Consider the following 23,004-nt stretch of genomic DNA (forward strand, 5'->3'; position numbering starts at 1 on the left):
AACGGCCGGACCGGTCGCCCCACGAGCCACGATCCCCGCAAGGGATACGGGCACGGAAGCGGGTATGAGGGCCGACAATTGCATATGACTATGAGCGTGGAGAGGGCTTGCCCTTCCGTGCCCCGACTTTTCCAGGATGCTCGCGTTTCAGCCTGCGCATTGCGCGGCGCGCTTGAGCGGTCGGTGACACGCACGGACGGCAAGGGTCTAGCTAGGTCTTATTTAGTCATGCGCGGGAGTCGGTCAGATTCTTGAGTATTCAATAGTGGATTTGGGAGCACTGGACTTGTACCAATGCCCTGATGTGCCTATCTCGCAGTGTGGCAAGCGCACTGTGAGACTTGCGCGATGATCTCTCGCCGAGATACGCGGACCGTTGTCTCGCCCCGAAAATTTGGGCTGGTTGACCGGGAGCCGCTGGGTCAAGTTGTGGGAGCGTAGGCACATGTGGTTAGCCACCACGAAGGGAGCGCGTAAGCGCACGTCGCAAGCCGTAAGTAGGTCTTGGACCGGTGCCCCGGCGCGGACAGCAACGCACGAACCTTATTCACCGCGCCACACGCTAGAGATTGGCCTAGCGAACCAATCTCTTGTGTGTTCTCTGTACGGGCAGACGCGCGTACCGGGAATATGCACAAAGGCGAATCGTAGAGAGGTAAGAGAATGATCACTCTCGAATACAACCCGTTCGCGAAGCAATTCGACGTCAAGCGGGATGGCGAATACATCGGTTTGATAGAGGAGAACCACGAGACTTACCGGGCGCGTAAGATCGGCTCAAGTTTCGCGAACACAACACAGAGCATGTGTGACGCAATCGACTTCATCACTGAGGGGAAGTAGGTAGAGGCATGGCAGACAACATCGCTCGGCAAGCGCTTATCAATCGGGCGCGGAAGAACAACCACTACTTGCGGCGCGGGCTCATCTCATGGGCGGATTGGGCCGAAGAGGTGCGCCATATCCAGGCGTACGCATGGCACGTGGTCGGCTAGTGATGGCGAAACGCTCGTCTCCCTAACCGGGAACGTGCGTCGTGCGTAGTTGGTCACTGCGCACCTGATGAGCCAAACCCAGCTCACAGCACCAACACACAGAAAGGCGGTAGACCCATGGCACAGGGACACATGGCGAACGTGCGGGCCGACGGGTACATGGCGCTCGTGATCGGAGCCGCGTTTTCGGACGGCTGGCATGTGGAGCAGACGGAAGAGGCTACCTACATCTTCACCAGAGGTGACGAGACGGTCACACTGCCGTTCGTGGAGAACATGCGCGACGCGTTCGATGTCCTGCACTTCGCCGAGCGCTACGGGCTCATGAGCAAGATCACTGGCAAGCGCTGACCTTACTTCCGTGTTTCCCTATGTGCTAGCGTCTACCAAACCGGGAGGCGCTAGCACACAGCTCACACGCCCTCACCAGGGCATCTCTGTGCCCACACCCCAGAAAGGCGGCAAATCATGGTCTCGTTCCTTCCGGATGGCGCGTACGACCGCGACCGTACCCAGACTCCCTACACGTGCCGAATCTGCGGAAAGGATAGCTGGGTATACAACCCAACCAACCCGAGCATGTTCCGGAGCACGCCGACGGCACACAGCTCATGTGAGAACGCGATCGGCTACACCAACGCTGACATGCGGCGTGCCACGCTGGCGGGCGATGAGCTGGGCGCGTTGCACCACTACGGCCGGTACCTCCGTGCATGCGCTGGTAACCCGGATCCCGACTCATGGGACCTGCCGTCGCTCCAGCAGTATCCCCACATTCGCTAGGCGAAACGTGCGTCTACCTAACCGGGACGCGCGTCATGCCGGGATTGGTTACCCGGCGTCTGACGAGCCAGACCGCGCACGGCAGAACCCCAACCATCACACAGAAAGAGGGACACCTATGTCTCGCGAGTCCATGACCTGGCTGAACACTCAGACTCTCATCGGCTTCGCCGCGAAGCGTGGGAAGGCGTGGCACTACCGGTCGGAGGAGCAGGGCGCGGAGTCGAACCACTACGACGGCGCTATCCCGCTGGAGGACGTCAAGCGGCGGCTGTTCCACTGGGAGCCGCTGGAGATGCCCATTTTCACCATCATCCCCGCACAGATCACGGCGGACGGCGTCCAGCCTGCCCGCATCGTGCGCTTCAAGGACCGTAAGTCCATCCTTCGCTCTGACGAGATGGAGACGGTCGGTATCGACGTCGCCCACATCAGCGCGCTTGCGGCTAACCCGCATGTGGAGCTGGAAGACCTGGCGGACAAGGGCGTCCTTGCTGGCTTGGACGGCAACGCGCTGGGTGTGTTCATGGACAGCTACCAGCCGCACCCGTACGCGCAATGGCTGCTCATGAACGTTGAGCGCATCCTTGACGGCAACCTCTCCATCGGCTCGGCCGGTCTGCTCAAGGGCGGAGCCCAGGCTTGGGTGTCCGTCGAAGTTCCCGAGAACATCAAGACGCCGGAAGGTGTGGACTTCCGCCCGAATCTGCTGGCCACCACGAGCTTTGACGGCTCGCTCGCCACCACATACAAGAACGTGGTCACGGTGGTTGTCTGTGACAACACGCATGCGGTTGCCATGCGAGAGAAGGGGCAGGCGTTCAAGGTTCGGCACAGTTCCAAGAGTCTGAACAAGATTCAGGACGCGCGGGCCGCGCTGAACATCGTCTACGACACGGCCGACGCGTTCCAGCAGGAGGTTAAGCGGCTGTGCGAGACAACGGTCACTGACAAGCAGTGGGCCGCGTTCATGAATGAGCTGGTGCCCGTTCCGACCGACCCGAAGAAGAAGCAGGGCATCACCATGGCGGAGAACAAGCGCGCCGAGTACGCCCAGCTCTGGAACTGGGATGAGCGTGTCAGCCCGTGGAAGAACACCGCATGGGGCGTTCTCCAGGCGGTCAACACCTACGACCACCACAAGGGCATCGTGAAGGGTGCCACGCGGGCCGAGCGCAACATGTCCAAGATGGTCAAGAACCACTTTGAAACCCTGCGTACCGACACGCTGGACACGCTGAACAAGGTTCTCGCGACGGTGTAGGCCGCTCATGGGAGCGTCTCTCTAACCGGGAGATGCTCCCACCCCTTCCCCGATTTCTAGGCGAGCTAGGGGGACGCACGGGCCGCGTGTCCGTGCCTCCCTCAGTTCGATGTGACGTCGGACTCCCCACACAGAAAGGCGGTAGATCCGTGCTGCTCAACAAGCTCCGCACGTCCGATGCGGTCGCTAAGTTCCTCCGGCAGGCCGGTTGTCTGGGTGTGCAGATGGACAGTAGGACATGCCCGGTCGCGCAGTACATGCGGCGGTGCTATCCGCAGGCAAAGAACATCTCTGTCGGATTGCGTTTCTCGCACATCAACCTCCGTTCTGGTCTGCTCGTGATCAGGCACTCAGATGCGGTCAAGCTGTTCGTTGAGAGTTTCGACAGCGGGTATTACCACGACCTGATTAGCAAGCGTAACGACGCCGACCAGCGTTAGCCATGCCTGCATATCCGCTCGGATTCATAGAGGCGCTCTCTGATGACTCGCCCGAAATCCGAGAGGATGCGGCGCGCTGCATCATCGAAGAACGCGAGGTAGAGCTAGCGGGCCTTCAAGCACGCCTAGCAGTCGCGAACACCGCAACCCGACGCCGGAATCTCCAGACGCGTCGCAAAGCCCTTAGAAACAACATCAGCGCTTGGCAGGCGTACATAGATGACGGCTGCCCGCGCTACGCACCTTCATAGGAGTGAGTGTGTCTGAGATCCACGAGAGCACGCCCGAGCAGCCTGTTTATCTGCGGTTCCTGGTCGGCCGAATGGAGTTGCTGCATCAGGTCACCATTCCGAGCGACAACGCGGGCCGCGTGGAAATGGCGCTGGTTGTTCTGCGACGGGAGCACGACACCACGCCTTACATCGTGTGCTACGTCAGCGAGCATTCCGCGAAGTTCGGGGAGTGGTTTGAAGGTTTCTACACCTCCGATCACGTCACCGCATACGTGGAAATGGCGCGACGGGCAAAGCTCTACGGCATCGAAGTCAAGTAGGCGAAACGCGCGCTACGGCGCGTGTCGTGTCGGGAGTCGTTACCCGATGCCTGATGAGCCAGACCACACAGAAAGGCGGGAGAAATGGCACCTCGCATTGACAAGAACCTGGTGATCGTTCTGGACCACACGCGATTTCAGGGGTTCGGTCACATCTACGCCAAGCCGTTCGTAGAGAACAACGGGTTCGAGCCGACCGGTAAGGGTGATCTCCTAGCCCCCGGACTTGGTAGCCGGTGGGGCTGGGAGCGTAATTACAACTGGCTGCGTGATCTCCGAACGTCAGCGCAATACACCATTGGGCACGCGGACGGAGGCTTGTACGGCTACGACATCCACTATTCACAGCCGTTCAGTGTCCAGCTCTACCAGGCGGAGGCGATGGTTAAGGCACTCCGCAAGATCCATCGAGAGATGGACAAGCTGAAGAGCACTCACGGCTACCCCGATTCCTATGGGGAGTACGTCGCGCACTTCGCTATAGCTATCGGCTGCAACCGCTTCGCCACCTGGCAGAACGGCACGCGTAGCTACATGTGGATGAACACAGCCGAGATGCGTACTTGGGTGGAAGGCGTCTTTCGCGAGGCGGTGGCGGCCTGACATGGAAGACGTACGCGAGGCTGACAGGCCCATGGTGGGCATTGTGGCCTGGTCCAATCAGGTCTGTGTCTACCGTCTCCCCGATTACGCCGATTGTTTCCAGTCGATTGCCGTTCTCTGGGGTGAATACCTCTCGGGAACGGTAGTGCTGGAAGTGACGCCGGACGCATGGGAAGCCGAGCGAGACGAGCTGCTTTCCGCGCCGGATATCACGGTAGCGACCTTCGGTTTCTAGGCGGTCTAGGGGGATGCGCGGACACGCGCCGCGCGTCCCTCAGTCCGATGTGACTCCGGACTATTCCCCACTGCTAGAAAACCGTGCGTCTCTCAAACCGGGAGGCGTGCGGCGCAACGCCCAAAGGATGAGCCGTGACACCTATTCCCCTCCCGGTTTCTGACGAGACGCACGAGCGTTTCGTGGCCAACATCATCTACACGTACGGCCACGCGACACAGGACCAGTGGGAGCGCGGTAAGACCTGGTATCACCAGGCTAACCAGCTCGCCGCGATGATCTCGGGTGGCGACGTAGTGACCGGTGCAGGCGTCATCGCTGCCCTGTCGAGTAACAAGCGGTGGAGCGATAACACGAAGCTGGCTGCTCGCGCGTTCCTGCGTGGCGAACCGTCGGGGCACGTCGGTGATGCCCTGACGAAAGCGGCTCGGATCATGGCGGGCGAGCGGCCTACTGATGTTCTCCCCATGTCCAGCAAAACGGGCCAGTTCTTTCTGTGCATCGCCAATCCGGCCGATCCTCAGGCGGTCTGTGTGGACCGGCACGCGCACGACGTAGCCGTTGGCGTGAGGTACGGCAGCGAGAATCGCGGCCTTAGCTCTAAGGCGCGCTACCAGGCCATCGCGGACGCGTACAGAGATGCCGCGCGGCGGCTTGATGTCCTTCCCCTGACGGTTCAAGCCGTCTGCTGGGTTGTCCAGATCGAAAGCAGCAACTAACACAGAAAGGCGGAAGTTATGTCCACAGAGTTTCTGACCATGGCTCGCGACGTGGCCCGTGAAATGGGCGGCTGGGATGTGCGGGGCGGTCCCTGGCCGAATCAGTTCTACATCTACGACGGCGACCAAAAGCTGTGCCTGACGTTCGACGACCTTGACGACACAGGCCGGGTCAACATCAGCACCAGCTACCCGGAACGGTCGGGCGAGGTATACGGCGTGAGGCAGTACAACATCGGCGTGTCCTTCAAGCGCGGGGCGGCGGTGATCGCCCGCGAGATCAAGCGGCGGCTTCTGCCTAACTACCTGGCGGAGTTGGAGCGCGTGAAAAAGGAAATCGCCGAATTCGTAGAGGCGGAGCGCCGACAGGTGGCCAACGCTAAGGCGATAGCTGGCGCTCTCGGCGTGGAGTGTGCGGCGGTTGTTCACCCCTCCGGCATCTACGTGCGTACCGGATACAGCGGCGACTACCAGGACGTTGGTCGCCCCGAATTCCGCGTGTTGGGAAGCGGAAATGTTGAAATCAAGATCCATGCGCGGGCCGACGTCGCGCTGAAGCTCGCCGAATTCATGGCGACAATCAAGTAACAACGGTCGCGAGCGCTTCTGGCATCGCCCGGATTTCCGGGCGGTGTCAGTGGCACGGCGAACGTGTCAGCCACACACAGAAAGGCGGTAATGATGAAGCTGCTCAGTCTGTTCAAGCGCACGCCGCGCTACATCGTCGAGATCGCGCACGACGAGCTTTATGCCACATGCCTTAACCCCGACTGCCCGATGGACCTGGAGCAGATCAAGCTCCTAGACAACGGGGATGAGGCGGCCTATCACATCGCGGTCTATCAGGTGTGCCCCGATGGCCACGGTAGCGAGTGCCCGCATGCCAATTTGATCGCCGACACCACCTGTATCGCGGACTACGGCCTTCCTACGGGGCGATACAGCACCCCGGACGACATCGGCGGATCTGACTATCTACGCGATGTCGCTAGCGGCATCTGGCCTGGAAAGGTGGCGGCGTAATGAATGAGCGGTCGCGACTCTGCGTGCCCATCGAGCGGGAGATTTACCGGCTGCTGCTGGAGCGCGTCCCGAACAATGCAGACCGGCTCCCCACGTTCGAGACCATCAACGATATGGACGAGCAGGTAGCCCATGCGGCTATGAACTGCATAGAGAACTATCTGGCGGACAACGGAAGCCTGTGGCACTTCACCAGGCGGAGGCGCGTACGCGAGTGGGCCGAGAACACCCTTAAGCGATTCGGTCTCTAAGAGAAAGGCGGATGTAATGAACGTTGCCCAAATCATCTGGTCTATGTCGCGGAGCCTCTCCCGATATGAGAATGCCCGCACGATCCTCGGAGAGACGTACGCGAAGCTCAGCCGTACCGATGTGCCCCCGCTAGACAGCGCACGGGAAGCGCTCGCGTACGTGACAGACCACATCGGTTATGCACCCGGTCAGTCGCCAGACACCACGCTCAATGACGCGGTGGCTGTGCTGTCCATGTACGTGGCGATTCTCACTTTGGCCGACAAGTACGAGAGCTAAGGGAAAGGCGGAAGTAATGGCACGCAAGGTAAAGCCGATGTGGACTCTCGTGCAGCACAGCGCTTATGGATGGGACCGCAAGGAGGGGTTCCGGCACATGGTAGAGACCAGGTCTGTTCTCGATCGTGTCCAGCAGCGGGAGATTGAGCGCCTGGGCGGCCTGCTCTTCGAGAGCTACACCGACGCCGATGAGGCGGAGTACCGGGAGAACTACCCCGAAGGTGCCGATCTCCTCGCCGGGAAGGTACGCGGCACCTTCGCCGAGTACAACCTTGACGGACTGAAGCTCTACATTCCCGCGAAAGACGACACGGCCTAACGGGTCCTCTGGTCACCATGCCTGCCCCGAATTCTGCGGTGGGCATGGGCGGCTGGGGCGTCCGCTAGGGCGATCACACAGAAAGGCGGGAGATGGGAAAGCACCGCAAGACCAGCATGCCGAATCCGACCAGCAACGTGGCCAACGAGCACGGCGCGATGCTGGCGAGGTTCGGAACGACGGCACCCGAGGCCGAAACTCTCCTCCGTTTCGGCTCTTTGGTCCTGTCCAACATCGCTACTGGCTTCGCTCCTGATCGGGCAACGGCGGCGGCGCTGCGCTCCTTCAGCGATCCGGAAAACGTGGTCGAACTGGGGGCGTCGGTCTGGGAACGCATCGAAACCGAATAACACAGAAAGGCGGTAGAACAATGCGAGACGTTCACCTGGAATTCCGGGACAGCGTCGGCTGGTGCGGGACGGCACCAGAGGATGAGAACAAGATCACGGATGACCGGCAGCTCGCCACTTGCGACGACTGCCGTACGGCATGGGAGAACTTCGACGCCTCCCACGATGCCGAGCTGCCGGAGGACTACGACGGGTCCGAGCCGGAGCTACTGGCCAAGATGCGCAGGATCCAGGCCGGTGTGGCGGGCCGCATCGGAAACACCCTGATCGACATGCAGAGCGCGAACCTCTGGGTGCAGGCATACGAGAAGGGCAACGACAACACCAAGGCCAAGCTACTGGAGATGGATCCGGGAACGGCGTGCCTTGCGCTCTGGCGCATTGTTGGGCGGTCGAAGTGACCGCCCTTGAGATTGCTGCTCGGGCCGCGTTCTACGCCCGGCAGCGAGAGGCACAGGCGGTCGTGACGGACCTGAGTCGGCGGGAGCGCGCGGCGCGGCGCTCGGGTGACCGGGCGCACGTACGAGCCATCCGGCGCGAGGTGCGGCGCATCCGCTCCGAGGCATCGGCCTAAACACCACACACAGAAAGGCGGTAGTAATGGCAGAGATCGAACAGCGGGAGATCCTCCTCCCCGAAGGCAATGTGTTCGTGTCCATCGAAGAGGCTCGGGGTGAGCGCGGGGAGCTGCCCACGTTGCGCGTGGCGACGTCAACCCACACAGGCACCGACGCCGTAGAGACCACGGTCAAGATCAAGGCGCACGAGTACACCTTCCTCATGCGGGTCATGCACGGGACGAAGAAAACGTGGTTGTACTCCCGCCAGGAGTGGCAGGAGGAGCACGGATGGCACACGGCAGACAACGAGCACATTCGAACGGCGGGCGGTAACGAGCTGGGCCGGTACTCTCCTACCGGCGAGCGGCTGGCCAACGTCGCCGTCATCGCAGCACAGGAGTACGAGAAGCTCGTACCTGACTGGCGCGTGCGCAGCAAGATCGCGGCCATGCACAAGGCCATGAGAGCCGATTGGCACAGCTACTACCTGAACACGCGCGAGGCGGTAGGGCTGCGGCTGCACTGCGCGGAGTTGGAAGAGGGTATTCGCGCGCTGCTGCCTGACCTCACTGAGGACCTGCCTCTGCCCGATTTCGCTCTCGACCTCAACCAGCCCCACTTCCGCGAGATCTACGGCGAACACGAGTGGTGGCACACAGAGGGCGACGTCTACGGAAACCCCGGCATGTGGCACGTGCCTGGCTGCCCGGTGACGTGGCGGGCCGGTGCGGTCCGCAAGGAAACCGCGCCCATCATGCGACTCCTGGTGAAGGGCGGCGCGCTGTGCGGCTGCGTGCCTGACAAGACCACGGCTGTGGAGATGCCCGACGGCAGCCTGCGATGGCGGCCAAGCGGCCTGGCCTGGCACCGCTGGGCGGTGGTTGAGAAGGTCGCCGAGGAGTCACGGCTGGTGAGCTGGCACCTGACAGAGGACGACGTCATAGCCGCTGTCGGGCGAAGCCAGAACCCCACGGCGTGGGCCGCTCGCGCATACCTCACGCAGCCCTAGCGGGTCCTCTGATCACCGCGCGTCTACCTAACCGGGACAGGCGCGCGGCCGGTCGGGGCGTCCGCTCGGGCGATCACCAACACACAGAGAAAGGCGGTAGATCCGTCATGCCCAAAGTCCTGATCTTCCCTTACCAGCGTCCCCAGAGCCGAGTTCCCGACGTGCGCGGCCTGGGCTGGGTGGCCCGTCGCGCCCTCATGATGCGGGCGTCATTCAAGCTGGAACGCCTGGAGAAGGGCACGAGCATCCTCATCGGCCAGACCTTCGACGGCGACGAGCGGACCAAGCTCAAGGCGCAGCTCCAGCAGATCAAGGCGGATCTCCGCGCTATCCGGAAGTACGCCAGCGATGGTTTCCCGGCTATCCGGGAGGTCTGAGTGCTCGCCCGATTTTTCTGCGGTGCCCCTGAGCTGAGCTGGGCAGAAGAGCACGGCGACATAGGGCCGTTGTTCATCAGCTTCAACCGCATTTCCCGGTTAAAGTTTCGGCCGATCATCATCACCACGGATTTCGCTATCGACTCAGGCGGCTTCACACAGCTTTCCAAGGGCGGTTGGCCTGATGGCTGCGAAGAGCCCTACATCGCCGCGATTCGCAGGCTCAAGCGGCACATCTGGAAGGGTGCGCAGCACCTTCAGTGGATTGCCCCGCAAGACTGGATGTGCGAGGAAGAGCAGCTAGCCAACACCGGCCTTACGGTGCTCGAACACCAGCAGCGCACCGTACAGAACTTCGTTCGCCTCACCGAACTTGCCCCCGATCTTCCATGGGCCATGGCGGTGCAGGGCACGAAACCGTCTGAGTATCTCCGCATTCTCGACATGTACGCGGATGCGGGAGTGGATCCCCACGCGCAGAAGATCGTCGGTGTCGGTTCGATCTGTCGTATTCAGCACACAGACCTGGCCGTAGAGATCATCGAGTCCTTGCACAATGCCGGGCTGCGGAAGCTGCACGGATTCGGGCTGAAGACTGAGGGGCTCGCAAAGGTCGGGCACCTTCTTACCTCCGCCGATTCGATGGCCTGGAGTGAGCACGCCCGGAAACAAAAGATCCGTCTCGACGGGTGTCCACACAAGCGGTGCGTCTCTTGCCCGAAGTACGCCAAGCAATGGCGGAACAGGCTCATCCAGCGCGGCCTAGCCGCTTAACACAGAAAGGGGAAAGAAATGACGGATCTCAAAGCCTGGCATATGAACGTGCCGGAGCTGGGCGCGTGGAACGAGGTCGCGACCGGTGCATGGCAGCTACACAACTTCGGCAAGCAGCTCGACGACATCGCCTTTCAGGTGCTCAAGCAGGCGCGGCACTACCCGAAAGCCGCTGAGCAGGTGATCACTGGGCTGAACGAGCAGATTGCCCACCTGGTCAAGCTTCGTGACGACCTGACCGCGTTCAACCAGAACCAGCGCTAGCCCCTACCCAATCACACAGAAAGAGGGAAGTAATGCCCTTCGACAACCCCTCCCTTCTCGTCACCTTCGTTGGTGAGGGTGAGCACCGGCACGAAGAGCTGGAGTTCGACCTGCTTGACGTCGAGCTGGCGGAGCTGCAAGACGAGATCCGGAAGGCCATTGGGCCGTGCTACACGATCGAGACGGACGACGACGACTGGGAAGGCGTTGCCGTCGCAGAGGCGGCGTCGGCGCACGACCTGTGGCAGCTCGCCCGGACGGCTCACAAGCTGGACTATTCGGAGGCGTTCTTGGCCTGGGTGGCGCACGTCCGGCCCTACAGCATCCGCAGCCTAAACCTGGAGGAGGCGGTTGAGGATTTCGGCAAGGAGTTCGTCGGAGCTTTCGAGAACTTCGAGGCGTACGGGCGTGACTCGCTGGCGGATGAGATCTTGCGCTTCCCGGCGCTGGATACGTTCTTCGACTTCGAGGGGTACGGCGAATGGCTGGCTTCCGACTACACATCGGTTGACCTGAACGCGGGCGGCTTCGCGCTGTTCAGGAAGGTCTGAGGCCATGGCCAACAAGGTCATTCGCAAGTCTGACGGTGCGCGCGGCCAGTGGGTCTTGCGGGCTCAGCCGCAGAATCACTCCATCTACGAGTGGCACGACACTCAGCCGATGTTCGCCCAAGAGATCCTTCCTCATAGCGATGTGGCCGACCCGCACGACCGCGAGGGCGGGCGCTGGGGGCAGGTGGCGGAGCTGGCGCAGGCTGCTTCTGGCGCGGCCGGAGTGCTGGGCGAGATCGCCGCACACTGCATGAACGGCGGTTGGTACAACGAGACGGAGCGGGACGCCAAGCGGCAGCTTGAGCGGCTGGAGCACATCACGGCTCTGATGCGCGAGCGCGTAGAGGCTGCGTGCTGTACCGGGCGCAATCGCTGAAGGTCTGACCGGGGTTGACTCCTAGAATCGAGTAGAGCTGGAGTCAACCCCGATCGGAGTACACCATGGCGTATTCAACGAGCATGTACCTGCCCGTCACAGTCATCAAAGCAATGAACGAGAAAGCGGAGAAGAGCGGCCTTACCCTATCCGCTGTTGCGGCGGCTCTCGTAACGAGAGCACGGAGGGGCGAACTTCCCGCCGAGTTTCTCATTCCCCCGAAATTCGAGCGGGGCGAGACCAAGAAAACCCAGAACGTCTACCTTTCAGACGATGTCTGGACGGAGGGCGAAGGCGCTGCAATAATTCCTGAAAAGGACCGCCCGCGATTCGTTACGGCGCTGATGTACGCCTACTCGCGGTGCCTGGTAGACGTGCAGCTAACCGTCACCATTACCTAACACACACAGAAAGAGTAGCGGAGCATATGAAGGACCGGGAAAGCATCGAGAAGCGGGCACAGGCCATCCTTGCCAAGGCCGAATCCGCAGCCAAGCTCGGCAACCATGAGGAGGCGCAGACATATTTCGCTGCCCTCTCTGAGATGTTCCACAAGTACGACCTTGACGCGGCAGCGCTGAAGCCGGAGACGGAGGCGGGCCGCAAGGCAATCAACATCGTCACGTACTCCTTCCAGGTGTCCAACCAAGGCCAGCACGGGCGCGAGCGCGTTGAGGCTCTGTACGAATTCATCTGGGCCATGGGCTGCGCCGCCTCCGTGTGGGGCTGCAAGCGCAACACCTACGGTGCGCCGATCCGCTTCGAGGTGCTCGGGCCGGATGACGTTATGGAGCGGCTCAAGGTCCTGATCCCGGCTCTTCTGCTCCAGATGGACGCAGCGGCCAGCCAGTCGGCGAAGGCGTACCGGGAGCGCGAGCGGAAGGGGATGGAGTGGTTCTACCGCGACTATCCAGGCGAGCTGGCGTACAAGGTCAAGATCTGGTACCGGTCCGTCATCGTCGGCTACGGCAAGGGCGTAGCGCAGAAGGTATACGAGCGCATGCAGGTCATCCAGGAGGAGGCGGCAGGCACCGGCAAGGACCTGGTCTTGCTGGACCGCAGGACCGCCGTTGAGAAGGCGTACGAGGAACTCTGGCCGGACCTCAAGCAGATGCGCGAGATCAAGACTCGTGCTGACGCCGTGGAGGAAGGGCGCAAGCTCGGGCGAGCGGCCGACCTGGGAGACCAGCGTCTCGGTAACGAGCGCACGAGCATCACTGCTTAGCCGGATTCGTGTCGGGGCGGCGTCCTACGATGGGGCGTCGCCTCTCTTCTTCCCCGAAATGCAGCAGATCAGGAGCAGATATGAGCACCCCCGACGAGGGCTACGACGAGCCGCGCGAGCCGATCGCCTGGAGCACTTACCACATCCACGGCACCGATGACGCAGCCGAGATGCACTGGGCCACGAACGACGATGAGGACACCGGATACCCCGGCGTTCACGCGCAGGACACCTACCGCTTCCAGCGGAACGAGCGCGGCACCGCGATTCAGCAAGCCGTCCGGCAGGCGGGCGGCGGCTCACGTCAGGGTGTCGGCCACAAGGTGTCGGTCTTCATCAACGGCGAGGAGTACAAGGGCGGCAAGGATTACCAGCCGACTCCGCCCCCGAAAACCTCTGTGCCGCTGGCGTCGGCGGAGATCGACAAGGATGCGTACTCCGGTTCTCCCGCAATTCGCTTCATGGTCCGCGACATGATCGGCAACGCTCACGGCCAGCTCGTCAGCCTGGAAGTGGCGATGAAGTTGCACGAGGAGCTGGGCCGCGCGATCCAGGAGGCGCAGCGGCAGCAGCGGGAGAGTGGCGAATGAGCTACAGCAGCGCAGGACCGAATTACACCCCCTACCTTGAGGCCAACGCGATTCTCGCAGCGCAGGAAAACGACCGTGAAGAGGTGCGCCGGATACTGCGGGAGATGCTGCCCGGCGAGCGCGAGCGGCTCGCGGATGCATGCGATGTGCTGAGAAACCAGATCGAATACATGAGGGGCGAAGAGTGAACAAGATTCACCGAAGTGTCATCACGTCGGCTCTGGATAATGCGGGCGTCGATACGACCGCCGAAATTCTCGACACCTACGAGACGCCTACCGAGCGGAGCGGATTCGGGATCGAATTTAAGTCGCACGGAGACGCCGCCAAGTTCTTCGTCGGCCTCGGAATGTACCTCTACAACGGGGAGGACGAGGACCGCGCTTACGAGCTGGCGGAGGCTATGGCCACCGGCTACACGGCCCGAAGCCAGGTCTACTTCTTCCCCGGCTGGGAGCTGGAGGACTGAATGAGCGGACATGGAGAGCACCAAATCTGGGCAGCCGAGACGGTCACCAACTGCCCGAAGTGCGACACCAAGGACATTCGGTCCGGCCCTGATCCCGAGATCTTGGGATGCCCGGCGTGCAACATAGCCTGGCGAAAGGGCACAGAGCTGTTCGTCTGCACCTGCGGCGGCTTCCTCGGTGACAACGACCAGGCCATCATGCACGCCCGCGAAAACGGCGTCTGCGAGACGTGCCTGGGCACGGGCGAGGCAACGCCGATGGGCGGGCCGCACGGCACTTGCACCTCGTGCGCCGGTAGTGGCGTTGGGTACTACGGAATCGAGGAGACGGTGACGCTCCAGGTCGTTCTCAAGGTCCGGAGAAGCGACATCAGGCCGAACAGCGACACCAACCAGCCCGCCGAATTCATCCGCAACGAATTCGCGACGCGAGCGCGGCGGATCCTCAGCGGGCAGTACCCGCCTGGTGATCCATGGGACGGCGTAGTCGTCGGCACCATTGGTCCGGCTGGTCGTTCGCTCACGATCTACACGGGCCGCGTGGCTGACGTGAAGGTGATGACTAACGAGATCAAGGCGGAGGACGCGGCGAAGTGACGTACTACGGATTCCCCGAAATCCTGGAGAAGGCGGCGGCCGACAAGGGCGTGACGACGGATGACCTCAAGGGGCAGCACGTCAGGGTGACGGTGGAGCTGGCGGAAGGCGACACGGCGGTGATCACCGGCAGTACGAAGAAGGAGTGGGTCGGGCCGGGCAAGGTCACCTACGTGTTCTGGCCGGATGGTGGAGTCGGTGAGGACGTCATCGAAGGCGCAACCTACAGGCGGAAGCCGGGTTACTGAGCACTCGCCTTTGTCGCCCGAATTCGGGGCGGGCGGCATTGGGGTCTGCTCAGGACACACAGAGACGGGAGAAAGAACGTGGCGATACACGGTAACTACGGCCAGCGCGGTGACGCTATGGACTGGGCCTTCGCTCAGATCCGGGCGGGCAAGGGAATGCGCCCGAATGAGCGGCTCGTGCTGCTCACCATGACGGCACACGCCGTGCGGGCGACCTTCGACGGTGACGGCTACAACTGGATAGAGGTGCCGGAGCTGGTGGAGCTGACGGGCCTGACGGAGCTGTTCCTGTCCATGGTGTTCAGGGACCTCACACAGCGCGGCCTGGTGGAGTGGGGCCTGCCCAGCACGCCGTACAAGTATCGCACGGACCAAATGCTCGGCATCCCGGAAGGAGTGCGGCTGCGGATATCTCGGGCTGCCTTCGAGACGATCAACGTGCCTGAGGAGGCTCTGCGCTATGCGTGAGCGCAAAATCATCGAGCTGTTCGATGACGGTACACAGATTTATGACTGGGACTGGTGGAAGCGGAATTACATCGCAAATCAGAGCCGAGTTTTCCGGGGCGACGCAACGGAGTACGAGCGGGAGTTCTGGGGTAAGGCCGTCTACTACGTTCGCGAGGTCGGTTCCCCGGTACTCTCTCCGGCGCTGAAGCTTCGCTGGAAGGCGATTCTGAAGACACCGTCTGAGCCGTGGAACAACGATTACGCCTGGTTCGAGGACGAGAACGGGAACAACTACGCATATAACGGCGAGGTTCTGAGCTTCTCCTACAACCCCGAATTCGAGTGCGAGGTGCCTCCGGTCGCGGTCCTGGACGGTCCCCTGACGCGCGAGATCCTGCGGGCGTGGTCGAAATGGTTCTTCGGTCCGGCCTACCACGTGACCAGAGCCACGCAGTGCGATCACGGATACAGGCTGAGCGACTCGTGCCCTGGCTGCGATGCCGACGAGGAGAGGATGAGGAAGAGCGCATGAGCGAGAACCTCAAGCAGAAGATCGTGTACGCCTACGTGGAGCATGGGGACTTCGAGCCTCACGGGCTGCTGGTGCGTGCGTCGCTGGGCGGCGTGACGACCATGACGGTGGCCGCGTACCTGGACGAGCTGACCGACGGCGACATCTACGTTCGGGACGGCAAGCCCATGGGGAACGCCCAGTACTGGTACAAGGGCATCGGCGATCTGGACCTCATCCCGGTTACTTTCGAGGCGGAGAACGCACTCCACGAGGGCGGCGACACGGGGGCGAAGATCACCATGAAGACCGCCGACGGCATGGTGGTTCAGCACTGGTACGCGTGGGGCATGGCCGTCATGACGCGGGGGCCGCTCGGTCAGGCGATCCCGGACCCTAGGCCGATCGTAGTTGTGAAGGAGAGCGAATGAATCCGCGCGGGTACGAGAGCACCGACGCCGTCAGGGACGCCCGGCACATCCGGGATTATCTGGGAGCGGAGTGGGACGTCACGGTAGACGCCTTGACCCTCCTCCCGAAAATTCCGGAAGGGGAGACGGCCGAGCACCTCTACGCCCTGGCGTTCTGCTACGAGGCGGGCGAGAACGTCTACCAGGTCAGGTACGGCCCCTTGGAGCGGCCAAGAGACCACATGCTGCTCTACAGCAAGTCGGGCCAGGCGGATGTGATGGCTCACTATCTCGAACGCATGGAGAGCTACGTTAACAGCCCTGAAGGCGGCATCTGAGCAAGTGATGGACGGCGGGTAAGATCCTTGCGAGAGTCGGACGAACGAGGATCTACCGCATGCCTACTCGCAGGGTCGTACATTCCACCACGACGGGCGACCGGCCAGCCGACGAGGGCCGGGACGTCGTACCTACCTGGGACGAGTACAGGCGTCCGTACTCGCTCGACTGGGTGAAGTCGCGAGGCAAACTGGACAGCCACATCAAGATCTCTCCCGAACTTCGGCAACGTGCCCAGGAGGAGTGTGCGAGCAGGGGGTTACGGCTGATCGACTATGTGATCATCGACGAGCACACGGTCTACATCCCTTAACTCAAAAGCCCTCGGCTGACGCCGGGGGCTTTTTTGTTGCTCAAACGCGGTTCCACCGCATTTCCCTATGATCCCAGTTACTAACTTTCCCTGATAATTTCGCCAGGGATCACGCCCATCTGCTTCAGCACGTCGTCTGCGGGCACGGCCTCGGGGAGCGCCTGCGCCTTCTCGGCGGCCTTGTCTCCGAAGAGCTGGCCAACGAGACCAGTCCCGGCCGCCGCGCGTCCGCTGGCCTTGATGGTCATGCTGAAGCCCTCGGCGTCCTGGGACATGACAGTGCTCAGCATCTTGTGCAGGACCTCCACCTCGCGCGTGAGGTTGGGGTCAGCGTAGCCGCCTTCCTGCTGCTCAGCGGCATACATGGCGGCTACGCGCTGGCTCTGGATCTCGATATACATATCCTGAATGCGGCGCTTCTGCTCGACTGTACGAGCCTCCACCGGCAGCTTGTAGACGCACGTTGCGCCGGGCTCGAACTCCTGGCATGAGGGGTTCAGGAAGCACGTATCGCAGAGCCGCTGGCTCTCTCCGCTGACATTGATCAGATTGAGCTTGCGTGTGGTGAAGTTCCCGTCTTCGCCGACAACGCGCTCTTCCACCTCTTCGACCCCGAATCCAGGGGCGATTTTCGCGGCTTCACGACGCCTGGGAGTTGCTAGCCTTTTCCGCTTCTCGGAGGGGTCGTTGGCAACTGTTTCGTCGCCTTCTTCCGCAAAACTCCATCTACGGTTTTCAGTGTCCACAGTAACTAGCCTTTTCTCATTCAGATGGTCGATGTACCGCTGCCAGCTCCACAGGGAAAGGCGCAACAGCTCGTTGGAGTCGCCGGACTCGATCAGCTCAGCATCGAACCCGTTCTTGACAAAGAGCTGCCGGTGACGCTTGCGCGCCTGCTCCGCGTATTTCTTGGGATACCTCTTCAGCTCATTTCCGGTCCAGACGATCGTGTCGTTGTACTGGCTGGGGGATAGCCACGAGGTACTCGCGGCCGAGTCCCACGGAAGAGCCTCAAGGATGTCCGGCTTCGTCATGGCAACGCCGTGTAGCTTGATTCCAGAGCGAGCCAGGGTACGGAGTACCGGCATGATGTCCCGGCCGCCCACGCTCGTCTGGGGGACGCCTACGCGCCCGTACGTGTCGGCCAGTTCCCGCAGGCGCGGCAGGCCGTCCTCTGCGTGCCAGATGGGCAGGTACTTGTCTCCGGCCATCTCGGCGACTTCGAGGTCTGTGAGCGGGTAGCAAGGGACGTCCCAGCCGCCGATGAGCGAGGCGCGCTCTACGTTGGCGGCGACGAATGCCTTGTACTTCTTCGCGAAGTCCATTAGCTGGTGTTCGCGATACTTCTCCGGATTGGCCCGTAGGCTGTACCCGCCTGAGTCGAGCAGGATTTCCGTATCATCCCGGAATTTCGTGGATAGGAGCCACGGGCGGACGAATTTGACGCGTCTGGAGAGTCCGATGAAGGAGAGCGAGACGTGGCGCACTCCCTGCGAGTGCAGGAAGGTACGCCACGATGGAATCTCAGCTCCCGCGTAGTAGAGGCGGGTCATCGTGGTTAGTCGGCGCTCCGGCCCAGGCGCTTGCTCCGGGTCTCGACCTCTTCAACGCTGGGGGAGCGGTAGCCCGGTGTCTTGGCGGCAGCCATGCGGGTTTCCCTGGGGATGCCGGGAACGAGGGCATCGACGTGGGTCCCGTATTCCTTGGCGTCCGGTGTGTCCTGATGGGACCAGGACGCCTTGACGCCGCTGCGGCCGGACGCGTCGATCCGCTGTGTTCCCCCGATCTGACGGGTCTGAACGGGGCGCTGGTGGAGCTGGGACACGGGGGTGCCTCCTCTTGGAGCCGGATTCTTGGTGGGGGTAGTGGACGGGCGGACGTCAAGGGCCTGCTGACCCGCGCCGACGGCGGGCTTTCTGGTCCTGCTGGACTTCGGCCTGGGAGCCTTGGGCGCGGCGGGCTCTGGCTCGCGGGTCGGTGCCGGGATCTGCTGCTGATTGACGGGGGAGGGCTGTACGGCGGCAGACTTGGGCGAGCTGAGGGGGCCGTAGCTGCGGGTAGAGCCGCCGGTCACCGGCTTGGGCTCGGCCGCTACCTTGGTGGCCTTTGGCTTGGGCTCAGCAGGCAGCGCACCGCCCAGCCTCCTGCCCGGCGTGATGGTGGGCTCGGTTGCCCGGATCTGACGAGCGTTGACGTTGCCCTGGGCGCGGATCTGTGCGGCACGAGCGTCTCCCTCTGCCCGGATTCGCGCTGCTGCCGCCTCGTGGTCAGCGATGCCGGGGGCAGCGGAGGCAGCGTCGAGCTTGCCACGCGCGATCTTGCGGGTAGCGTCGGCGCGGCCCTGGCCGACCTTGCGGGCGGCGTCGGCGGTGCCCTGTGCACGAATTAGGGTGGCCTCGGCCTGGTGGCCAGCGGCGGTGACGTCGTCGCGGGCGGCTCCGATGCGGGCGCGGGACTTGATCCGCTCGGCGTCGGCGGTGCCTCGGGCACGCAGGCGGGTTGCCTCGGCCTCGTGGTCGGCGGTGGTGAGTCCGATCTTCGCGGAGGCGGCCTTGCCCCGTGCCTTGATCTTGTCCGCGTCGGCAATGCCCGTGGCCCTGGTGCGGCTCGCGTCGGCATCTGCCGCTGCGTGCATGCGGATGTTGTCGGCCCTGACCTGGCCCTGCATCTGCGCGCCGTCGGCGACGCCCTTTCCCTTGCCGTAGGTGGTGGAGTAGGAGACGTTGAAAGCCGTCTCCGCCTTGGCTTCGCCCACCTTCCGGACAGCCTCGGCGTTGATGTCGCCCATGGTCGCTGCGTGGCTCTGGGCGGTGCGGTTCATCGCGTCCTCGTGGGACACGCGCTGCGACTGGAAATCCCCGGTGTGGCGGAGCTTCTGAGCGTGCTGGAATTCCGCACGGCGACCACCGGTAACCGTCGAAATATCCGCCTGTGCTTCGGAGTCGCGGAATGCTGCCCAGCGCTCGCGTGAGCGCGCCTGCGCCTTGGCCGCGTCGTGCGCCCGTGCGGCATCCCAGCGGATTCGCTGGATGTGCTGCTCCTTCTCGATGTCCTTGCCAACGCTGTAATCGCGCCTGTCGTAGAAGTCCTGCTGCCTGGTGCGGCGGACTTCCTCGCGGTATCGCTTCTCCCGCCTTTCCTTGAATGTGGTGAAGCCCCACTTCTGGGAACTCTTGGTTGCGGTGTTCTTGGCGTTCGTGCCCGGCGAAGACACCGTCGAGTAGTTAAAAGGGGATGCGGACACTTTCTCTCCTAGGCGGCATTCGCTTCGAGCTGGCGCGTGGTGTCGATGACGTGCTCCAGGTCGGCCCAGGCTCGAAGTCCGGGGCGGTGCCGCAGGTGGGTGTACCGGGGATGGCTGTAGAGCAGGGTTGCCTGGCCGACGTTGAACAGGTCAGCGCAGACGCGGGGATCGGGATCCACAACGAGGTCGAGAGGTCCGCCCGCGCGGAGCTGGGCGACCTGATAGAGGCGCTCGTCATGCATCGGGTGTCCGGGGCGGGGGAGGCTGAGCGATACGTAGCCGGTGAACTTCTCCAGGCGCAGCCACTCTTCGTCGGCCGGTTCGTCGGCGAGCAGGTGTACGCGGTAGCCCTGCATGAGGGAAGCAAGCAGGGTGCGGCCATGGTCGCTTGGCTGGCGGCTGATGGGGTCGCGGAGGATGCCCCAGATGGTGAGGGCGCAGGAGATCACAGGCGTACTCCGGGAATGGATGCGAGTTGGGACTTGAGCAGCTCGTTGTGGATGTCCTCGATCGACATGCTGGGCCGGTCGCGGAGCTGGGAGATTGCGCGGAGCGCGTTGACGACGCCGTTCTTCTTGTGGCTCTGCCAGCGGAAGTTGGCCCAGTCCGAATAGCCCGCTCCCTGGTCGGAGAAGGCAGCTCGACGGCCGGTGTGGATGTCCTCGAATAGGGCGGCGGCCTGAGCCTCAGCGAGGTTCATGACGGCTCGGGCGTTCGTCCAGGCCCCCGAATTCGGCTGCGCCTGCTCGGCGTCTACGGCGGCCTTGTGGAAGCGCTTGACGATCTGGGCAGCCTGGCGAGCCTCCGTGGCGATGGCGGACTTCCATGCAGGCGGGAACAAGCTGGCCGGGTCGCTGGGAAGCTTCGGCGGCCGGACGCTCCACGTGTCGGTGGTCAGGTCATACGCCGCATAGGGCCTGATGCTCCTGATGTCCAGGCCCGTGTTGACGTTGACGTAGAAGGTCAGCTCGTAGAACTGCTTCCCGAAACGCGTATGAGCGGTGCGCGGCCACAGGTGGTCACGGAGCAGGGTGTTGATGAGCGTGGCCGCTTCGCTATTGCCCAATCCCGCGTAGTTCGGGTTGTGCTTGCGGAAGGCTATCCAGTCCACGCCGAAAAGGCAGTCGAGGTCACCATTTCCGCGCCCGGCTGCCCACTGATAGGAGACGCCGGAACCGGCAATCCAGACCTTGCTCCATGCCTGTGGCCGGTGGAAGTGCTGGGACAGAAATCCGTACAGGGTATTGAGGACGTGAGTCCTTACCTCGGGCCGGATTTTCTGGCCCTGGAAGATGTTCGGGTCGAGATCGTTTCGTGGCGTCGAGAAGTAGCCGGATTCGCCTTGTGTGATAGCTATTCCGGCTGCTTGGCGGAGGTATTTGTTCTCGATGGCCACATTCCAAGCCTACCTTTTTAGGCTTTTAGCTCGTTAGTGCAGAAAGCGCCGGTCGCCCGGCGCTTTCTATATGGCAGCGTGGCTGATGACCTTCAATCCCATGAGTTTCAGTGACGCAACATATGCGAGCAGTTCGGTCATGTCGCGTCTGTCGTAGAAGCCTGGTCCGATCACGATGATCGCGTCTTGCCCCACGCCCTGAAGCCGGGTCAAATCATGCGCGTAATCAGCGTGGTGGCCCAGCTCCTTGAGCTTCCTTATGGTGGGCTCGGCGTAGCGGTAACTGCCTGCGATTATGACGAAGCGTTTGATCACTGGCCGGGCATCCGCATGTTCTGCATGATCTGCTGCGTCATGGCCTGCTCCTGAGAAGCTCGCGCAGCGGCCATCATGCCGTGGTGGACCTGCGCCGCCGTCTTCTGGGCCGCGATATCCGTGCGGGTGGTCGCGCACGCGCCGTCGATCTCATCAGCCGTCGGCTGGCGAACGGGCTTGATCTTGTCAGCCAGCATCGACGGGTCATCCGTCGTGACCACCATGCCCTGCGGCGTCATTAGGGTGACGTACGCCCAGGTGACCTGAAGCTCCTCGGTCTCCGGCCTCGTCTCGCCGATATTCGCAGCACCGCCAGTGTTCATCAGGCGTCACCTCCGGCGCTCGTGACGAGCTTGGTGTCCACCGGGAGACCCCACTCGGCGGCGACCAGCTCCCGAGCAGCAGCGTCGGAGAAGTCGGTCAGACGGCGGCGCAAACCGGCAGACTCACCACGGAGGTACGCGGCCTCCGCGTCGGCCTTGTACTCCGGAGTCATCTGGAGCTGCTCAGCTCGTGCCCGCCAGCGACCGGTCTCCCTCTTGGCGGCCTCAGCCTCGCGGTAGGCGTTGTCACGATCGCGGTAGGCGGTGTCGCGAGCACCCTGAGCAATGGCCAGGTCGTAGCGCAGATCATCCACGATCCGTTCGTGCTTCGATTTCCTAATGAACCACATATCTTGCTCCTATTCGTTGTAGTCGTAATACTTGGCCTTGTTGCGCCGCTGCTCGACGATCTGGTGGTAAGGGCAGAAATTGCAGAGGAAGGTGTTGGGCCGGTTCTTGTAGTCGAGCCCGGCTTCCTTGCGCTCAGCTCGGGTGTCCGGCAGAAGGCGCTTGCGGTCTGACATGTAGTCGCCGCAGTTCTTCGTCCTGTTGTGCTCTTTCCAGCACTTGCCAGCGTCTTCCTGGAAGGTGTTCTTCGAGTCGTAGAAGTGGTTGCCGAGACCCTCAGCGGTCCGGGCGTCGATTTGCTGGATGATCTGCTGGCGGATCTGCGGATCGGCCCAGTGCTCCTCCTTGATGTCCCGAATCAGCAGCCCGCCACCGTGCTCAGCACCCGACGGGAAACGGTGGCGGGAAACGAGGACATCAAGGAGATGGTCACCCTCAACGGGGCCTTCGTAGTCCGGCAGCTCCTCCATGGAGCCGCATGTGCCGCAAAGCAGTAGACG

Annotated in this window: 41 protein-coding genes and 2 other RNA genes; 35 read left to right on the forward strand and 8 right to left on the reverse strand. The window is 62.5% G+C overall.

Annotated features, from left to right (window positions below):
- Positions 1–663 precede the first annotated feature (663 nt).
- The 35 genes from ID574_RS04965 to ID574_RS05135 all read left to right on the forward strand — a co-directional run bounded on the left by ID574_RS04965 (position 664) and on the right by ID574_RS05135 (position 16,878).
- Entirely contained in the window at positions 664–843 is a 180-nt protein-coding gene (locus ID574_RS04965; protein WP_188187526.1) for a hypothetical protein, read from the forward strand.
- Positions 844–1,112: 269 nt separating this feature from the next.
- Positions 1,113–1,346 (forward strand): hypothetical protein, encoded by a 234-nt coding sequence (locus ID574_RS04970; RefSeq protein WP_188187527.1) that lies wholly within the window; start codon positions 1,113–1,115, stop codon positions 1,344–1,346.
- A 430-nt stretch (positions 1,347–1,776) separates the two neighbouring features.
- Positions 1,777–1,855, forward strand: an RNA gene (locus ID574_RS04975) — hammerhead ribozyme type II.
- 56 nt (positions 1,856–1,911) lie between these two features.
- Positions 1,912–3,042: a DUF932 domain-containing protein gene (locus ID574_RS04980; protein WP_188187528.1), complete on the forward strand. Its 1,131-nt coding sequence runs from the start codon at positions 1,912–1,914 to the stop codon at positions 3,040–3,042.
- 149 nt (positions 3,043–3,191) lie between these two features.
- Positions 3,192–3,482: a hypothetical protein gene (locus tag ID574_RS04985; RefSeq protein WP_188187529.1), complete on the forward strand. Its 291-nt coding sequence runs from the start codon at positions 3,192–3,194 to the stop codon at positions 3,480–3,482.
- Between the two features lie 259 nt (positions 3,483–3,741).
- Complete coding sequence (locus tag ID574_RS04990; protein WP_188187530.1) at positions 3,742–4,035, forward strand: hypothetical protein; 294 nt, start codon at positions 3,742–3,744, stop codon at positions 4,033–4,035.
- An RNA gene (locus ID574_RS04995) (hammerhead ribozyme type II) lies at positions 4,034–4,103 on the forward strand. The genes ID574_RS04990 and ID574_RS04995 overlap by 2 nt, the downstream gene beginning before the upstream one ends.
- Before the next feature lie 16 nt (positions 4,104–4,119).
- Positions 4,120–4,638, forward strand: coding sequence for a hypothetical protein (locus tag ID574_RS05000; RefSeq protein ID WP_188187531.1), 519 nt, complete (start codon positions 4,120–4,122; stop codon positions 4,636–4,638).
- 1 nt (position 4,639) lies between these two features.
- Entirely contained in the window at positions 4,640–4,873 is a 234-nt protein-coding gene (locus ID574_RS05005; protein WP_188187532.1) for a hypothetical protein, read from the forward strand.
- A 134-nt stretch (positions 4,874–5,007) separates the two neighbouring features.
- Complete coding sequence (locus ID574_RS59450) at positions 5,008–5,592, forward strand: DUF7178 family protein (protein WP_223166375.1); 585 nt, start codon at positions 5,008–5,010, stop codon at positions 5,590–5,592.
- 18 nt (positions 5,593–5,610) lie between these two features.
- Positions 5,611–6,180: a hypothetical protein gene (locus ID574_RS05015; protein WP_188187533.1), complete on the forward strand. Its 570-nt coding sequence runs from the start codon at positions 5,611–5,613 to the stop codon at positions 6,178–6,180.
- Between the two features lie 90 nt (positions 6,181–6,270).
- Positions 6,271–6,615, forward strand: coding sequence for a hypothetical protein (locus ID574_RS05020; protein ID WP_188187534.1), 345 nt, complete (start codon positions 6,271–6,273; stop codon positions 6,613–6,615).
- Positions 6,615–6,866 carry a hypothetical protein gene (locus tag ID574_RS05025; RefSeq protein WP_188187535.1) on the forward strand — a complete coding sequence of 84 codons (252 nt, stop codon included), beginning with the start codon at positions 6,615–6,617 and terminating at the stop codon, positions 6,864–6,866. The genes ID574_RS05020 and ID574_RS05025 overlap by 1 nt, the downstream gene beginning before the upstream one ends.
- Before the next feature lie 16 nt (positions 6,867–6,882).
- Positions 6,883–7,146: a hypothetical protein gene (locus ID574_RS05030; RefSeq protein ID WP_188187536.1), complete on the forward strand. Its 264-nt coding sequence runs from the start codon at positions 6,883–6,885 to the stop codon at positions 7,144–7,146.
- Between the two features lie 16 nt (positions 7,147–7,162).
- Positions 7,163–7,465, forward strand: coding sequence for a hypothetical protein (locus ID574_RS05035; protein WP_188187537.1), 303 nt, complete (start codon positions 7,163–7,165; stop codon positions 7,463–7,465).
- 92 nt (positions 7,466–7,557) lie between these two features.
- Positions 7,558–7,815 carry a hypothetical protein gene (locus ID574_RS05040; protein WP_188187538.1) on the forward strand — a complete coding sequence of 86 codons (258 nt, stop codon included), beginning with the start codon at positions 7,558–7,560 and terminating at the stop codon, positions 7,813–7,815.
- Between the two features lie 20 nt (positions 7,816–7,835).
- The gene (locus ID574_RS05045; protein ID WP_188187539.1) at positions 7,836–8,216 is read left to right on the forward strand and encodes a hypothetical protein; all 381 of its coding nucleotides are present in this window, start codon (positions 7,836–7,838) and stop codon (positions 8,214–8,216) included.
- Positions 8,217–8,415: 199 nt separating this feature from the next.
- Positions 8,416–9,384 carry a hypothetical protein gene (locus tag ID574_RS05050; RefSeq protein ID WP_188187540.1) on the forward strand — a complete coding sequence of 323 codons (969 nt, stop codon included), beginning with the start codon at positions 8,416–8,418 and terminating at the stop codon, positions 9,382–9,384.
- A gap of 107 nt (positions 9,385–9,491) precedes the next feature.
- Positions 9,492–9,761 (forward strand): hypothetical protein, encoded by a 270-nt coding sequence (locus ID574_RS05055; protein WP_188187541.1) that lies wholly within the window; start codon positions 9,492–9,494, stop codon positions 9,759–9,761.
- Entirely contained in the window at positions 9,762–10,535 is a 774-nt protein-coding gene (locus tag ID574_RS05060; protein ID WP_188187542.1) for a deazapurine DNA modification protein DpdA family protein, read from the forward strand.
- Between the two features lie 18 nt (positions 10,536–10,553).
- Entirely contained in the window at positions 10,554–10,799 is a 246-nt protein-coding gene (locus ID574_RS05065) for a hypothetical protein (RefSeq protein WP_188187543.1), read from the forward strand.
- Between the two features lie 32 nt (positions 10,800–10,831).
- A complete protein-coding gene (locus ID574_RS05070; protein ID WP_188187544.1) occupies positions 10,832–11,350 on the forward strand; it encodes an antirestriction protein ArdA in 519 nt (172 codons plus the stop codon).
- Between the two features lie 4 nt (positions 11,351–11,354).
- The gene (locus tag ID574_RS05075; protein ID WP_188187545.1) at positions 11,355–11,726 is read left to right on the forward strand and encodes a hypothetical protein; all 372 of its coding nucleotides are present in this window, start codon (positions 11,355–11,357) and stop codon (positions 11,724–11,726) included.
- Between the two features lie 83 nt (positions 11,727–11,809).
- The gene (locus ID574_RS05080) at positions 11,810–12,127 is read left to right on the forward strand and encodes a hypothetical protein (RefSeq protein WP_188187546.1); all 318 of its coding nucleotides are present in this window, start codon (positions 11,810–11,812) and stop codon (positions 12,125–12,127) included.
- Between the two features lie 26 nt (positions 12,128–12,153).
- Positions 12,154–12,951: a hypothetical protein gene (locus tag ID574_RS05085; protein WP_188187547.1), complete on the forward strand. Its 798-nt coding sequence runs from the start codon at positions 12,154–12,156 to the stop codon at positions 12,949–12,951.
- 80 nt (positions 12,952–13,031) lie between these two features.
- On the forward strand, positions 13,032–13,541 hold the full coding sequence (locus tag ID574_RS05090; RefSeq protein ID WP_188187548.1) for a hypothetical protein: 510 nt from the start codon (positions 13,032–13,034) through the stop codon (positions 13,539–13,541).
- A complete protein-coding gene (locus tag ID574_RS05095) occupies positions 13,538–13,729 on the forward strand; it encodes a hypothetical protein (protein ID WP_188187549.1) in 192 nt (63 codons plus the stop codon). Before ID574_RS05090 ends, ID574_RS05095 begins: the two co-directional genes overlap by 4 nt.
- Positions 13,726–14,010, forward strand: a complete 285-nt coding sequence (locus ID574_RS05100) for a hypothetical protein (protein WP_188187550.1) — start codon at positions 13,726–13,728, stop codon at positions 14,008–14,010. The genes ID574_RS05095 and ID574_RS05100 overlap by 4 nt, the downstream gene beginning before the upstream one ends.
- Complete coding sequence (locus ID574_RS05105) at positions 14,011–14,607, forward strand: GATA-type transcription factor (protein WP_188187551.1); 597 nt, start codon at positions 14,011–14,013, stop codon at positions 14,605–14,607.
- The gene (locus ID574_RS05110) at positions 14,604–14,855 is read left to right on the forward strand and encodes a hypothetical protein (protein ID WP_188187552.1); all 252 of its coding nucleotides are present in this window, start codon (positions 14,604–14,606) and stop codon (positions 14,853–14,855) included. Before ID574_RS05105 ends, ID574_RS05110 begins: the two co-directional genes overlap by 4 nt.
- 78 nt (positions 14,856–14,933) lie before the next feature.
- Positions 14,934–15,323 (forward strand): hypothetical protein, encoded by a 390-nt coding sequence (locus tag ID574_RS05115; protein WP_188187553.1) that lies wholly within the window; start codon positions 14,934–14,936, stop codon positions 15,321–15,323.
- Positions 15,316–15,837 (forward strand): hypothetical protein, encoded by a 522-nt coding sequence (locus ID574_RS05120; protein WP_188187554.1) that lies wholly within the window; start codon positions 15,316–15,318, stop codon positions 15,835–15,837. Before ID574_RS05115 ends, ID574_RS05120 begins: the two co-directional genes overlap by 8 nt.
- Positions 15,834–16,247: a hypothetical protein gene (locus tag ID574_RS05125; RefSeq protein ID WP_188187555.1), complete on the forward strand. Its 414-nt coding sequence runs from the start codon at positions 15,834–15,836 to the stop codon at positions 16,245–16,247. Before ID574_RS05120 ends, ID574_RS05125 begins: the two co-directional genes overlap by 4 nt.
- The gene (locus ID574_RS05130; protein ID WP_188187556.1) at positions 16,244–16,564 is read left to right on the forward strand and encodes a hypothetical protein; all 321 of its coding nucleotides are present in this window, start codon (positions 16,244–16,246) and stop codon (positions 16,562–16,564) included. The genes ID574_RS05125 and ID574_RS05130 overlap by 4 nt, the downstream gene beginning before the upstream one ends.
- Before the next feature lie 59 nt (positions 16,565–16,623).
- Entirely contained in the window at positions 16,624–16,878 is a 255-nt protein-coding gene (locus ID574_RS05135; protein ID WP_188187557.1) for a hypothetical protein, read from the forward strand.
- 80 nt (positions 16,879–16,958) lie between these two features.
- On the opposite strand, the gene ID574_RS05140 is transcribed toward ID574_RS05135, so the two are convergent.
- The 8 genes from ID574_RS05140 to ID574_RS05175 all read right to left on the reverse strand — a co-directional run bounded on the left by ID574_RS05140 (position 16,959) and on the right by ID574_RS05175 (position 22,974).
- Positions 16,959–18,431 carry a hypothetical protein gene (locus tag ID574_RS05140; protein ID WP_188187558.1) on the reverse strand — a complete coding sequence of 491 codons (1,473 nt, stop codon included), beginning with the start codon at positions 18,429–18,431 and terminating at the stop codon, positions 16,959–16,961.
- Between the two features lie 5 nt (positions 18,432–18,436).
- Positions 18,437–20,122: an SPFH domain-containing protein gene (locus ID574_RS05145; RefSeq protein ID WP_188187559.1), complete on the reverse strand. Its 1,686-nt coding sequence runs from the start codon at positions 20,120–20,122 to the stop codon at positions 18,437–18,439.
- An 8-nt stretch (positions 20,123–20,130) separates the two neighbouring features.
- Positions 20,131–20,571 carry a hypothetical protein gene (locus ID574_RS05150; RefSeq protein WP_188187560.1) on the reverse strand — a complete coding sequence of 147 codons (441 nt, stop codon included), beginning with the start codon at positions 20,569–20,571 and terminating at the stop codon, positions 20,131–20,133.
- Positions 20,568–21,518, reverse strand: a complete 951-nt coding sequence (locus ID574_RS05155; RefSeq protein WP_188187561.1) for a hypothetical protein — start codon at positions 21,516–21,518, stop codon at positions 20,568–20,570. Before ID574_RS05155 ends, ID574_RS05150 begins: the two co-directional genes overlap by 4 nt.
- 66 nt (positions 21,519–21,584) lie before the next feature.
- The gene (locus ID574_RS05160) at positions 21,585–21,833 is read right to left on the reverse strand and encodes a hypothetical protein (RefSeq protein WP_188187562.1); all 249 of its coding nucleotides are present in this window, start codon (positions 21,831–21,833) and stop codon (positions 21,585–21,587) included.
- On the reverse strand, positions 21,830–22,156 hold the full coding sequence (locus ID574_RS05165; protein WP_188187563.1) for a hypothetical protein: 327 nt from the start codon (positions 22,154–22,156) through the stop codon (positions 21,830–21,832). The genes ID574_RS05160 and ID574_RS05165 overlap by 4 nt, the downstream gene beginning before the upstream one ends.
- Positions 22,156–22,470, reverse strand: coding sequence for a hypothetical protein (locus tag ID574_RS05170; protein ID WP_188187564.1), 315 nt, complete (start codon positions 22,468–22,470; stop codon positions 22,156–22,158). The genes ID574_RS05165 and ID574_RS05170 overlap by 1 nt, the downstream gene beginning before the upstream one ends.
- Positions 22,471–22,515: 45 nt before the next feature.
- Entirely contained in the window at positions 22,516–22,974 is a 459-nt protein-coding gene (locus ID574_RS05175; RefSeq protein WP_188187565.1) for a hypothetical protein, read from the reverse strand.
- Between the last annotated feature and the right edge of the window lie 30 nt (positions 22,975–23,004).

The sequence above is a fragment of the Nonomuraea sp. SYSU D8015 genome (genome assembly GCF_008065375.1).
Taxonomy (GTDB): Bacteria; Actinomycetota; Actinomycetes; order Streptosporangiales; family Streptosporangiaceae; genus Nonomuraea.